The organism is Paenibacillus sp. FSL R5-0912 (genome assembly GCF_000758605.1).
Lineage (GTDB): Bacteria > Bacillota > Bacilli > Paenibacillales > Paenibacillaceae > Paenibacillus_AQ.
Window position 1 is genome coordinate 1,725,210 of record NZ_CP009282.1, and the last position, 13,470, is coordinate 1,738,679.

The window sequence follows — 13,470 nt, forward strand, 5'->3', positions numbered from 1 at the left end:
TTCGTGGATACTGAATGGATCAAGGAGCAATATGAACATAGAAAGCAGCGAGTGATGTCACTGCTGGGACAGGCACGGGATTATTTTGCAGCTATTGATATGCAGGATCAGGTGCAATCTTTTGAAACCTTATACACTCATCTGGAAAAAGGGTACTTCTCTATTGTAGTGGTAGGAGAGTTCAGTGCGGGCAAATCAACCTTTTTAAATGCACTTATGGGAGATAAGTACCTTCCTTCTTTTACAAACGAAACTACGGCTACTGTTAATTTTCTGCGGCATAAGGATGCTGGGCCGGAAGGATACGGATCGGCAATCTATTATAAGGATTTAAATAAGCAGCCGCAATATTCGGATGCCACTGCCAAGACTATTGAACGGTTTGTAAGTACCAAGAGTGATCTTCATGTAGCGGATGAAATCGATCGGGTAGAACTTTTCCTGGATTCCAAGTTTCTAAATGATGGTGTGATGCTCGTTGACAGTCCTGGGCTCAACGGTGTGGCTGAGGGTCATAAGGAAATTACAGAGAGACAAATTGAAAAGTCTCATGCTTGTATCTTCATGTTCTCTGCGGAGCAGCCAGGTCGAAAGACGGATTTCGAATTCCTTACAAATCTAAGATCTAAGGTAGATACCATTATACTGGTCCTAAACAAAATTGATGTAGTGAAATCCAACGAACAATCTGTAGAAGATGTTATGGATAATCTGCGGGCTAACTATCGCAAGTTTTTCCCGGATCAGCCGCTGCCAGAGATCTGGCCTGTTGCCGCGTATCCAGGATTGGTCGCAAGAAGTAGCCAGCCTCTGACTTATCAGGGGAAGGACTCCCATTCCTCAGTAGAGAAGCAGCACTATCTTTCCATTTCGAGAATGGAGGCGTTTGAGCAGCGCCTATGGCGTTTTCTTATACAAGGAGAGAAAACACGCCAACAGCTCTACGCGCCAGTGGACCGGGTGAAGACGCTTTTTGTTGCACGGCTCACGGAGCTGAATGAACTTAGGCAGGACTTGCTTCAATCCGCGGATACTCAAAATATCGTATTGGAGCTTGGAGCTCTCGAAGAAGAAATACGACAAGTGGAAGAGAAGCTTACCGAGAAGAAGCAGGTTCTTTTTGAAGAGATCAATCAAATCGTGAAGGATACGCGTATTCTACTTACCAGCCGCACTCGTGATATGAAGCAACGGCTTATCAGTGATGTGCAGGAATGGACAGATCTTGATCAGGTGCAGCAGGATATCGAGCAGTTCAACAAAAAAATAGTTAAGCAATACAATCAAGTTGCCACACAGGTGTATCAAGAGTTCATGGACGAGTTCACAGAATTGCTTCACGGCCGTTATAAAGAGTACCAGCAGCAGATCGAAAGCGAAATTTCGGCCAAGCATGAAGGGGTTAAGTTTCAGTTGCAGGGCCAGCTTGAGGCGGATTCTTTTGATTTCTATTTTGGGCTGGATGAATACTGCACTCGTAAGGACAGTATTGAGCAGGAGCTCGAAGAACTAGAGGACCGGAGTAATAAAGCGATCGATGACAGACTACATGCTGATGAGCAACGGAACCGGAAATTTGAGCTAGAGCAGAAGTTGGATGATCTGAAACAACGGGAACAGACCTACTTGGCTTCCTTCGGTCCCCGTCCCACTGTAGATCGGATAGCAGAGGAGTATACTGAAAAGAAAAGCCGTGGTGGGATTTTTGGGTGGATTGGAGACGGATTAGTTGGAAAAAAAGAAGTGACAAGAACGGATTACGTCACTGATGAAAGTGCCCGTCGCGACTATGATGCTCATATTGCCAAGATTGAGCAGAAATTCGAACAGGAATCAAACGAATTTAAGGAGAAATTACAAGCGATACCTGACCCGCAGAAGAGTCCGGAGCAATATCGTCAAGAAATGTTGCAACTGGAGAGGTTGAACCTGAAGAAGCGGCAGGAGCAGGAGAAGATCGAGAAGGAGTTCAAGGACCAGTTCCAGAAGAAGCATGCAGCCGCTTTGCGGAAGGTTCGCAATGAGATTGAGGATTTTGTCGATAGTATGGAGAAAGAGGCCGAGGAATTATTCGTTAAGGAGCTTCGTAATCAGCGCAACCAGTTATGTAATATTGCAGTGGATATTATCCAAAATAATCTTCAACAGCTGATCGAACAGAAGCAGAACCGGTTAATGCTTCGCAAACAGCAGTTGGAATCCTCAGTGGATGAGAAGGAGATCCTGATTCAGGGCTGTGATCAAGAGATTGAATCCATTCATGCGATATTAGCGGATGCAGTAACGCTTGCCACAGAACTGGAAATGATAGAGGTCGACACCATTTCTTCAGAAGAATATCAGTATATAGCGGACTAGGTAGGAGGGAACCAAGCATGAAAGATTTAATAAATGCCCATCAGGAAATCGCCTCCTATTTAGGAGATGAGAGCAGCCTGCATTTGCTTAAAGAGTTATCATCCAGACATCTTAATGGGGAGTTCTATTTGCCCGTGATCGGCCAATATTCTGCCGGGAAGTCGAAGTTTATTAACACTCTTCTGGGTATGGATTATTTACCGACAAAAGGAACTGAAACTACCGCCATTCCGACCTTTATAGCCTATGGAGAAGAGGAAGGTGCGTTCATAGAACACCATAATGGCTCCATTTGGTCCATAGCCCCTGAAGCGCTTAAATCCTACCGACACACGGGGGATGGAATGGCTCTAGAAGATATAAAGGCACTTCATTTAAAATTGAATAACCCTTTGCTGGAACAGGGTTTGATTATCGTAGATACCCCGGGCTTTAACACACTGGTTCGCGCTCACGAAGATGCTACTTTATCGATCATTCCGCAAGCACAATTTCTAATCTATGTAATGGGGAAATCTCTGACAGATTATGATGTGAAATTTCTTCGCAAAATTGAGGGAATGGGTATTGAGCTGATTTTTGTGAGAACTAAGCTTGATGAGATTAAAACATCGGAAGAATCTCTCGAAGATTTACTTGAGTTGGAGAATACAAAACTCCAAAAATACTTTGAGCGGAAACGCCCTTTTTTTGCTATAACCAGTGACGGAGAATCTCTGAAGCAATCACAGTGGCAGTGGCGAATTGAAGCCATACAGGAGTATATCGTCAGACAAATCAATCCTCGTCTACAAGATTTATGGAATCAAAGTTTGGGCCAACGGCTCCTTGTCTTAGGAAGAGGTTTTCATAGTCATTTGAAGGAGAAACAAGAGTTGCTCCGATCTGCAGGCAGTGTAAACGTAGAAATGCTGCAAGAGCAAGTGGCATATCTGGAGCAGCAGATTCAAATCATTACTAAATCGCATCATACCAGCAGCAATCAAATTCAAATGGAATTGACTCCCTTTCTTTTGAGAATCAAGAGTGATGCCAATCAATATAAAGAAGCTTGTGCATTGAAATTTGCGCGTGATATTTCACTTCAATCCAATATAGATGCTATGCAGAAATGGACCCAAAACACCTCCCTGGAACAGGTTGAAGCCTACATACAGCATGTTCAATTGATGTTCACCGATTACAAGCAGCAAATGATAGAAAAGGGATTTAAAGGTGCGCAAAGCCGTATTCAAGAAATATCTGAACAATTAGAAAGTACATTGAATTTAAAAACACCCTTCAAGCTTAATCTTCCGAATACGGACCGAATGAATCAGCAGCGGGAGTATGCTGTTGATCAGCTTCAGGAGGAGTTGGAACTCATAGCTGAACTATTACAGCAAAATGATGACGAACTCAAAAAGTATAATTTGACCTCAGAAAAGGTCCAAGCTATGGCACAAGAGATGGGCCGTTTCGTTTACGAGGCTCGAAGTGAAGTAGAGGGTATTGAACCGTATTCTCCTCAAATGAAGTTTGTTGAAGGAAACCAGAATGCATCAGAGACAATGGGGAAAATCGGCAATGTAGCCGATTGGCTGACCCTGTTTATCCCTGGGAAAAATACAGCGACGATTGCGACAAAGGTAGGAAAAGTTGCGAAGGTTACTCAAATTACCCAAAAGTTAAATGTATCTGCCAAAACTCTGCAAGCTGCAACTAAGACGATAGAAACCGTTGCAAAAGGGAATGAACTGCTAAGAAAAGTGAATAAAGCTAAGGATATTATGGTTAAAGCTAAGGACTTTCAGACTCTGGCTCGACAAAAATTCCCCAAAGAACAATCCGGTTTGCTGGATTTGATCACCCTGGAATATTGGTTTAGTAAGGCGGGAACATTGTTTGATACCCCTCCCCATTATGAGTTGGATAAAGTTGCCGAAGCGGGGTACCTCAATCGAAAACGGGAGCTGGAGCAGCGACATGTTCAGGCGATTCAGAAGGAAATAAATCAGTTGGACGAACTGCAGCTACTTCGCAAGAAAGAAGAAAGAGTGAAGAAGGAGAAAGAGATCCAGCTCAGAAATCAAAAATCCCTTGAGAAACAGCTTGAGGTGGAGCGGGAAAGAGCTGGGAAAGAGGCTGCAGCAACGTATGCCCAGCAGTTGGCAAGTCTGTTCGAGGAGGAGCTTTCCAGAGTTCATGCCATGCTTCTACTTGAAATTGAACAAGCTTATCGTCATCAGGTGCAAGCGATCATTATTTCGGCGACCGTCGAGAGCAAGCAAAGGATGGAATCCATGCAAAATGATTTGCAGAGACTCTTGGAGGAGAAGCATCATCAGACCACTGATCAGGATCAGGCCGTTCAACAAGTTGATGTTTTTTTGGAGTATCTTGTTGCGACCGCTGCAAGACTGGAAGGTAATGAAGTATGCATCCATTAAAACGCCTATTGCAGGTTCATCGGCCTGTCTTTGTTGCAGGTATGTTAGGTACGGAGCGATATGATTGGTTTCGTAACCTGCTCGATCCTGCATTTAGAGGTTTGATTCCATCCCGAGAGACAGACGAGGAAACAGAGATTCCTCTTTTCTTATTTCCAAGCCAGCAAAATACAGCCTGGGCAGAATTGGAAACTGGAGAATTCATATCTATACCGTCCAGCAGTCCGGGTTCTTTATGTGTTATCGCCAAATATTTCCCTGTATCACAAGATTTAATTCCACATGGATTTATTTTCATTATATTGCCGTCCTTCGGAAAGTCATTTGATCTGAACTTGTCATTCATGGCACAGTTTCGGGAGCAGGCTTGGTTAAAGCCTGATTCACGGCTCTTATGGGTGGACAGTTTTCCATTCGAAGAAAAAAACGCAGTAGATACATTGACAGAGCTTCGTTTGAATCTTAAGCCTCTGAATACGACAGTAGGTTTGCTTCGTGGCGGACGACGGTATGGCTATTCCGATTTATCAGGAGAGGATACGGCCATAGAGCAAGCAATACAAGGATGGTCGAGTCTGGGAATATGTGATGAGACATTAGTGGTAGAATCTGCTGCAGATCGCAAACTGTTTACGTCACTGCTATATACAAGGCGCTCCTATTTCGCTCCTATTCAGTCTCATATCAAACTTAATGTACAAGCAAAACATAGGCTCTTTCGCAAGTATTTTCATGAAGACTATCAATGGATGGTATCCGGTGAGGTTACAGCAGATCTTTTGGACCCTGTTTTTTCCTATGAGAATTGGGTCAATGAATCATCCGGTTTAATTGTGGGCTGGAACAATCAAGTTCGAAAGCATCTCCTCCCCAAACTAAATGAGCTGATAGCGAAATTCGTGAAAATTAAAATAGATGAAAGCGAAGTCTATGATTTGGACTCACTGTTGAAGTCTAAGCTCGATACGGTATGGAAAATGAGCTTTAAGCACATTAGTGCCTCTTTTCAGAGGGGGGATTTAATAGCAGAGGGCCTTTCGGAAATCCAGTATATGGCTGCCATTAAAACCTATAAAGCTCAGTTTATTGAAGCTTTTACTCATGTTGCGCAGGTTATCCTATGTCAGGCGGTAGAAGAAATAATTGAGAAGCATTATGATCTTTGGAATAGATTGGCTTAATGAAATATAGGAGGAATATACAGATGAAGATCAAAACTATGGCAGGCGTTGGCACATTGGTATTCGTGGGCGCACTGCTGATACCTTTATACACTACGTATGGCGTTATAGGTTACATCATTGCAAGTGTATTATCACTATTGGTTGCTTGTTTTTGCTATTTTGCGGCAGGAATAATGGATGAACGAAGAGCAGAGCTACAGTCAGCAACTGTACAGACACAGAATGCTGTACAAGACAGCATACGGCAGCTAACTGAACAGCATGAGCGATTTGTCAGTTATTCAGACAGTGTTCAAGCTAAATTGCTGCAGGCTGCGGAGGATATGAAAGCTTTTCAACAAGGCTCCTTGCAGCAATTAGAGGGTGCGAAGAACGAAATGATATCGATCGCTATAGATCAGCAGGCACAAGCCAAACGGGTAACTGAGCAATTAGGAGAATTTACATCCCGTATTGTGAATTTATTCGAGGTTCGCCTTACAGAAGAATTCGAATCGATTCAGGCAACCAAAATCATGACCGGAGAGACGCTAACTGCTCTAAGAACAGAGGTAGCACAATCAGAAGATCGTCAAGCAATGTACCTAAGTAAACTGGAAACTACCTATACTGCTATAGCGGGTCAATTGGCGGTTAACCAAAAGGAATGGACTACATATTTAAACAAGCATATGTCTGAGATGAAGTTGGCTATTGCGGATACCCTTGATGATACGAAAACCGTAGTGGAGGATATCCTGAAATCCCAAAGAAGGGATGCCCGTGAGGTGCTTGGGGAAATTCAAGAAAATCAAGAATCTGTATTAAGTGAGCTTTCCGCTCAAGGGAAACTTCAACAAAATAATCTTGAAGTCCTTCAAAGGCTGCAAGAGGAAATTCTTGATCTTAACCAGCAGGATATGAAGTTGATATCGAAGCTGATGCAGAAGGTGTAATATGGATTTGATCTCAGAGCCTTCAGTCCTTCAACTGTATAAAAAGTCGTTTATTTTGGAGTTGCTGCAGACTAAAATTCAGGAGTTTTATTATAATTCTCAGAATCAGCATAAATTAAGCTTGCTTAGTCTTCATCCTTCGAATCTAGCCAGGCAGATTGAAGAGGATCTTATCATAATTGATGAACTCATTATAGGTATTGAACGAAACGTAGGCTGTGGTAATTTAAAAAGAGCTCTTCATTTTCTCTGGATACTGCAGGATCTGATCATTCAGTCACAAGAGCAATTAAATAAATTAGATTATTTGGAATTAGTAGGGTGACAGAAATATGTCTCAGATGACCTTAGACATGTGTGTTTGAGGTCATTTTTTATTTTATCAAGTGTCCAAGCAGTAACCGCATATCCTTCTACAAGGAGGGGATGCCGGGTGCATGTGAAACTTGTGGTAGGCGATTCCAATGACAGAGCACGCATTGCCTGTTATGATTACCTTCTAGAGAAGTTCAGGAGGGAAAAAAGTGATAGCTGTATATGCCAGAGTGAGTACGGAGGAGCAGGCGAAGCACGGGTTCCGCCTGAACGATCAAGTTCGTCAATGCCGTCAGAAAGCGGGAACGAATAAGGTAAAGGAATATGTGGACGATGGGGTTTCTGGTGAATTTTTGGATAGACCGGCATTAACCAAATTACGGGATGATATTCGAGAAGGAATTATTACTAAGATTATTTGTCTTGACCCGGATAGATTGTCTCGAAAGTTAATGAACCAACTGATCATAACTGATGAATTTGATCGGCGAGGGATAGAACTTGTTTTTGTTAATGGTGAATATTCTAAAACTCCTGAAGGAAATTTGTTTTATTCTATGCGTGGAGCTATAGCGGAGTTTGAGAAGTCAAAGATAACAGAACGTATGAGCCGAGGGAGAAAAGAAAAAGCAAGGCAAGGAAGAGTACTGCGTGATTTTCAAGTTTACGGTTACAGTTTTGATAAGGAATCAGAACAGTTTCTTGTTGATGAAGATGAGGCAGCTATAGTCAGACTAATATTTGATTTATTTACACAACCCAATACAATTGTTCAAGGATTGAATGGTATAGCGTTATACTTAACCAGTAAAGGTGTACCTACAAAAAGAGGGGCTTCGATGTGGCATCGCCAAGTAGTAAGGCAAATCATTATGAACCGAGCCTATATCGGTGAATTTTATCAAAATCGCTGGAATACAGAAGGTATGTTAGGGAATAAGCACAGGAAAGATGAAGAAAAGATTCCTATGAAAGAGAGACCTAAAGGCGAATGGATTCTTCTTCCTTGTCCTCCTCTCATAGACGAGGCTCAATTCGAACATGCACAAATATTATTATCGGAGTCTAGAAGGAGATGGGCTCAAAAAAGCAAACACCCATATTTATTGAGCGGTTTGTTAAGATGTGGGGACTGCGGTAATACCATGACGGGACGATTGTCAAACAATTGGGGAAAGAAAGTACCGGAATATACAGACATTAAGAACACTGCAGGAGCCAAATCAAAAGGATGTGGACGAAGAATTAAGGCTCACCTGATAGAAGAACAGGTTTGGGACCAAGTGACAACCTGGTTAAACAATCCCGATGAAATCGCAGCAGCTTTGCAGGAGGAGAAGAGTAAGGAACCTTTTGAAATTGCTGAGATTGTGAGGATGGAAAAGGAAATTGAGAAAACCAAAAACGCACGAAAGAAGCTAATTAAACTCTTTGCAGTTAGTGAAGACGGTATTGCTGAAGAAGATATTCGTCAAGAATTGAAGGAGCTTTCGCAGAAAGAAGAAGGTCTAAATGCCCAATTGATTGAACTAAGCCATATGTTGAATTCTGCTCAAAATACAGAGTACAACATTCATGTCTTGATGGAAGCCGTTCAACATTACTTATCTAAAGGTCAGGCAGAACTTACTTTTGAAGAGAAGCGTGATTTGATTCGTCAGGTCGTTAGAGAAATCAGGGTCTACGAAGATTCGGTCGAGATATTTACCTTTTAAAATATGCGCACTAATGACATTAAGATGGAAATCCTGATGCACCTACGTTCACTCAAAAAAACTCGCAAGGACGTGTCCCTGTACGATCCGATTGGGACAGACAAGGAAGGCAATGAGATCACGCTTATCGATATTCTTAGTTCCGAGGCAGATGATGTGATTAAAGAGGTGGATCTCAAGATAGAGAAAAGCAAGATTTACCGTAATCTTGATATATTGGATGAACGCGAGAAAGAGGTCGTCGTTGGCCGCTTCGGCCTGGACACTGGCGGGGAGGAGCGGACGCAGCGGGAGATCGCGAAGGATCTGGGAATCTCGCGGAGTTATGTGTCGCGGATGAGTTGCTTTTTATTTTTCAAACTTATTTTTGAACAGGTTTTGATTTACGAATATAACGTCCTGGAGATACCCCTTCTGACTTCGTAAATTGTTTGGTGAATGAATATATATCCCCGTAACCAAGACTAACGGCTACGTGTTTGATGGGAAGTCCAGATAGCAGCATCATTTTTGCCTGTCTCATTAAATGTTCAGTGTGATATCGCTTAGGGGAAATCCCCGTAGTATCTTTAAAAAATTTCCGGAAGTTCTCGTAGCCCATATTCACGGCAGATGCCACTTCCTGAATATCAAAGTGAATATCATTGGAGACACTAATCAGCTCGCAGGCTTTTGTTATTTTACTATCATTTTCATTGCTATGAGCATTATGAATGCTACTGTGTAATCGGATAATCAAATCCTGAGACTTCATTAGCAGGGAGGGAAGACTTTCATCTGTTGCACTTTTCAAGGCTTTCAGCAAGGAAACAAAATCAAAGAAAAAATCATTCGTATGCAGTGTCGATTGGACTACCTTATCGGAATTAATAATTCCAAGTGTCTTTAAATATGAATAGACAGGATACCCGACACTGATATAGAACTCGATCCAATTCCCATCTGGTTCAATTGCAGTAGAGTGCAAACGTTCAGGTAGACGTTGAACAAGATCACCTGCTTGCATAGGAGTAACGGTACCATCCGTCGAAATAAACGTTCCACTGCCTTGCAATACTACAAAACAGCTGTAATAGCCTATCTTAAAATCATATTGAGAACGCTCTGCTGATCTTTTCCGCATAAAGCCGCAAGATAAAATACCTTGATTAAAATCTTTGCCGATACAGCGGTAGATTACATCATTTTCATTAATGTCTTCAAAATTCATGTATTCACACTCCTACCAAAATGGATAAATGAAATACCATACTCAACATTTAATATAAGGTATTTTCCTTATATTATAAGGTTATCTACATTGAAAGATCAACCAATCAGAACAATGGATGGGAGTGTTATTTAAGCCTATGAAGCTAAGCAGAGATTGGGAAAATCAATATGTTACTCAAAAAAACCGTTATCCCATGCATGAGCCCTACGGAGTATACGAAACCGTTGAACAGGCTTTAAGCGGAGACCGGAGAAAGTCTAAATACGTAAATAGCCTGAATGGAATGTGGAAGTTTAAATGGTTTGGGTCTCCCGATGAAGTAACGGATGAATTCTATAGTCCTGAACATGATGTTTCCCATTGGGATAATATTTCGGTTCCTTCCAATTGGGAACTTTCGGGGTATGGAAAACCTGTATACACCAATATGTTGTATCCCTTTGTTCAAAAAGGGGAGGGTTCTCATCACGAAATTCAACTCAAGAATAATGAATACATTTTGAATCCGCCTCATGTGCCGGATAGTAACCTTACCGGTTGTTACGTCCGAACGTTTGAAGTTGACGAACATTTTAACGAAAGGGATATATTTATCGATTTTGGAGGTGTAGAATCGTGTTTTTATCTTTGGTTAAACGGCAAAATGGTTGGTTATTCTCAGGACAGTAAGCTTAACGCTTCTTTTGATATCACGGATTACATTCAAAAGGGACAAAACCGTATAGCGGTTCAGGTGATGCGGTTTGGAGCCGGGACCTATCTGGAGGATCAGGATTACTGGCATCTCTCGGGGATCTACCGAGATGTTCTCATTTATGCAAAACCACGTATGCGCATTCATGATTATAAGATCGAAACCCTCTTTTCAGGGAATTACAACAATGCCGAATTAAAAGTGACGGTTGCACCTAATAATCAAGTGAATGGTTATGGTGAGGCCCATGTGCGGTTGTCCCTGTATGATAGCGATCAGCAATTGGTTACTGAGTTTGAAACGCCAAAATTTGCGGATTGTGATTTCTACCTGCAAGAAAAATATGTAGCAAAGGTTACGAAAAGCATTTCAAATCCTCAATTGTGGAGCGATGAGAGCCCTTACCTCTATAAATTGGTGTTAGAAATGATTGATTGTTCTGGAAATGTAATTGATATTGAGAGCGCGAATGTCGGCTTCCGTGAAGTGAAGATCGATCGAAAAGGGGTCCTGAGAATTAATGGGAAGCGTCTCATTATACGGGGAACCAATCTTCACGCCTTTTGTCCTGAAACCGGACGAGCCGTAACAACAGAATATATGCGCGAGCAAATCAAGGTCATGAAATCGCTGAATATCAATGCGGTAAGAACAAGTCACTATCCGCACGCAATCGAATGGTATGACCAGTGTGATGAACTGGGCATTTACCTGGTAGATGAAGCTAATATTGAAACACACGGTCTTGGCGGCCAGTTAAGCGCATCCCCCGAATGGACACATGCGTATATGGAACGGGCTACACGGATGGTTCTGAGAGATAAAAATCATCCATCCATTATTCTCTGGTCTCTGGGTAATGAATCCGGTTATGGAGCGAATCATGCTGCGATGTACGGCTGGATTAAGGAGTATGACAAAACAAGGTATGTTCAGTATGAATCTTTGAATCCTCCGGCAAATATCTCCGATATTGTGGCGCCTATGTATCCTCAGAAAGATTGGATCTTGGATGTCATGGCTGAAAGCGAAGATTTGCGTCCTTTTATTATGTGTGAATATGCGTACGCGAAAAGTAACAGTAACGGAAACTTTAAGGAATTTTGGGATCTCATTCATAAATTCCCGCGGTTTCAAGGAGGATTTATTTGGGATTTTCAGGATAAAGCGCTTGTTAAGCAAGATAAAGACGGAAATAAAAAGTATGTCTATGGCGGGGCATTCAATGAAGAAGTTACTGATCCTGCTCCTGATATGTGCCTGAATGGTATTGTTTTCCCTGATCTAACTCTCAAGCCGGCTGCGAATGAAATAAAAAATGTACAATCTCCTATCCAAATGGATTACATGCCTGGGAATAATGGCTATCGAATTTATAATCATTACACGCATCGGGATTTAAGCCATTTGAATATGGTTTGGGAGCTGGTTTGCGATGGAAATGTGATTGAAAGCGGTAGTTTGCCTAGATATCACACAGCACCCGAATCCGTTGATAAGCTTCAAGCGCCATACGATTCGTCTAAAGTCTCCGGGGAAGCTTTTCTTAATTTCTATGCTTATTTGGACGAGGACACCTTTTATTCTAAGAAGGGAACCTGTATTTATGCATGCCAGATAGAGATTAAGGATTCTGTGAATAAAGTGCATACCGGAGATATAGAAAAGGATAGCTTGAAGTATGATGAAACGACAAATGAAATTCATATCTATAATGAAAATACAACGGTTCTTTTCTCGAAAGAAACCGCAGAGTTCATCTCTGTAAAATACAATCACAAGAATTATTTCACGGGAGGAACCAATAACTTCTATCGCCCTCCAACAGGAATTGATGCAGGTATTCATCTCGAATCGTCCAATTATGCAGATGAATGGAAAGCTCTCGGGCTTCATTCCAATGAGAAAGAAATCAAGAATATTCGGGTATTTGCAGCACCTGCTGCTGTTATCATTCAAGTTCATTGTATCTATCATGGATGCATTGAAACCAAAACCAATTATACCGTCGGCGGCAAAGGGATAGAAATCACAAATACAGTTGTGAACAATGCCAAGGTCGACACCCTCCCGAGAATTGGACTGAGCTTTAAGTTCTCTGATGCTTGGAAGAAGATGAAATGGTATGGCCGTGGGCCATGGGAGAACTACGCGGATCGTAAATCTGCCGCATTCGTGGGAGTCTATGAGAGCACTGTAGAACAGCAGCACGTACCCTATATCTTACCGGTAGAATGTGGTGGTAAAGAAGATGTCCGGTATTTATATTTGTCATCCAAAGAACAAGCAGTAAAAGTATCGGCAGCGGGACATTTCCATTTTGATATTCATGGGCACAGTATTGAGCAATATGACAACGCCGCCTATGAAGACGAGCTGGGAAATTCAGATTCTGTTTATCTTCATATTGATCACAAACATGCAGGTCTTGGCGGGGATACCGGCTGGACCAAAAATATTCACGATCCCTATCAAATTAAGAAAGGTATCTATGTTTATACGGTAACTATAGAAATCATTTCTTAAGAAATCGTAAAAGAATACAAGTGGTTATCAGTTAGAACAAAGTGCATTTGCGGCAGAATTATCTGATGATTCCTACTGACTATATTATGGATTGTGATACA

8 protein-coding genes and 1 pseudogene are annotated in these 13,470 nt (G+C 41.8%); 8 read left to right on the forward strand and 1 reads right to left on the reverse strand.

Annotation, left to right across the window (positions count from 1 at the left end; all coding sequences use genetic code 11):
* Positions 1-3: 3 nt before the first annotated feature.
* The 7 genes and pseudogenes from R50912_RS07400 to R50912_RS07430 form a co-directional block, all read left to right on the forward strand.
* Entirely contained in the window at positions 4-2,358 is a 2,355-nt protein-coding gene (locus R50912_RS07400) for a dynamin family protein (protein ID WP_042233587.1), read from the forward strand.
* 17 nt (positions 2,359-2,375) lie between these two features.
* Positions 2,376-4,787, forward strand: coding sequence for a dynamin family protein (locus tag R50912_RS07405; RefSeq protein WP_042233589.1), 2,412 nt, complete (start codon positions 2,376-2,378; stop codon positions 4,785-4,787).
* Positions 4,775-5,968 (forward strand): hypothetical protein, encoded by a 1,194-nt coding sequence (locus R50912_RS07410; RefSeq protein ID WP_042233591.1) that lies wholly within the window; start codon positions 4,775-4,777, stop codon positions 5,966-5,968. The genes R50912_RS07405 and R50912_RS07410 overlap by 13 nt, the downstream gene beginning before the upstream one ends.
* Before the next feature lie 23 nt (positions 5,969-5,991).
* The gene (locus R50912_RS07415; RefSeq protein WP_042233593.1) at positions 5,992-6,906 is read left to right on the forward strand and encodes a coiled-coil domain-containing protein; all 915 of its coding nucleotides are present in this window, start codon (positions 5,992-5,994) and stop codon (positions 6,904-6,906) included.
* A 1-nt stretch (position 6,907) separates the two neighbouring features.
* Positions 6,908-7,231 (forward strand): hypothetical protein, encoded by a 324-nt coding sequence (locus R50912_RS07420; protein WP_042233595.1) that lies wholly within the window; start codon positions 6,908-6,910, stop codon positions 7,229-7,231.
* A gap of 199 nt (positions 7,232-7,430) precedes the next feature.
* Positions 7,431-8,936: a recombinase family protein gene (locus R50912_RS07425; RefSeq protein ID WP_042233597.1), complete on the forward strand. Its 1,506-nt coding sequence runs from the start codon at positions 7,431-7,433 to the stop codon at positions 8,934-8,936.
* Between the two features lie 18 nt (positions 8,937-8,954).
* Positions 8,955-9,362, forward strand: a pseudogene (locus R50912_RS07430) (sigma factor-like helix-turn-helix DNA-binding protein); the annotation flags it as partial.
* On the opposite strand, the gene R50912_RS34100 reads toward R50912_RS07430, so the two are convergent.
* Positions 9,298-10,146, reverse strand: coding sequence for a helix-turn-helix domain-containing protein (locus R50912_RS34100; RefSeq protein WP_081956410.1), 849 nt, complete (start codon positions 10,144-10,146; stop codon positions 9,298-9,300). The pseudogene R50912_RS07430 and the gene R50912_RS34100 sit on opposite strands and share 65 nt — an antisense overlap.
* 139 nt (positions 10,147-10,285) lie before the next feature.
* Here R50912_RS34100 and R50912_RS07435 point away from each other — a divergent pair, with 139 nt between their 5' ends.
* Entirely contained in the window at positions 10,286-13,369 is a 3,084-nt protein-coding gene (locus R50912_RS07435) for a glycoside hydrolase family 2 TIM barrel-domain containing protein (protein WP_042233601.1), read from the forward strand.
* The last annotated feature ends 101 nt before the right edge of the window (positions 13,370-13,470 follow it).

Bases quoted from the DNA above. Each gene is read 5' to 3' on its own strand.
- R50912_RS07405 (WP_042233589.1), top strand. From the start codon at position 2,376: ATGAAAGATTTAATAAATGCCCATCAGGAAATCGCCTCCTATTTAGGA.
- R50912_RS07410 (WP_042233591.1), top strand. From the start codon at position 4,775: ATGCATCCATTAAAACGCCTATTGCAGGTTCATCGGCCTGTCTTTGTT.
- R50912_RS07415 (WP_042233593.1), top strand. From the start codon at position 5,992: ATGAAGATCAAAACTATGGCAGGCGTTGGCACATTGGTATTCGTGGGC.
- R50912_RS07420 (WP_042233595.1), top strand. From the start codon at position 6,908: ATGGATTTGATCTCAGAGCCTTCAGTCCTTCAACTGTATAAAAAGTCG.
- R50912_RS34100 (WP_081956410.1), bottom strand. From the start codon at position 10,146: ATGAATTTTGAAGACATTAATGAAAATGATGTAATCTACCGCTGTATC.
- R50912_RS07435 (WP_042233601.1), top strand. From the start codon at position 10,286: ATGAAGCTAAGCAGAGATTGGGAAAATCAATATGTTACTCAAAAAAAC.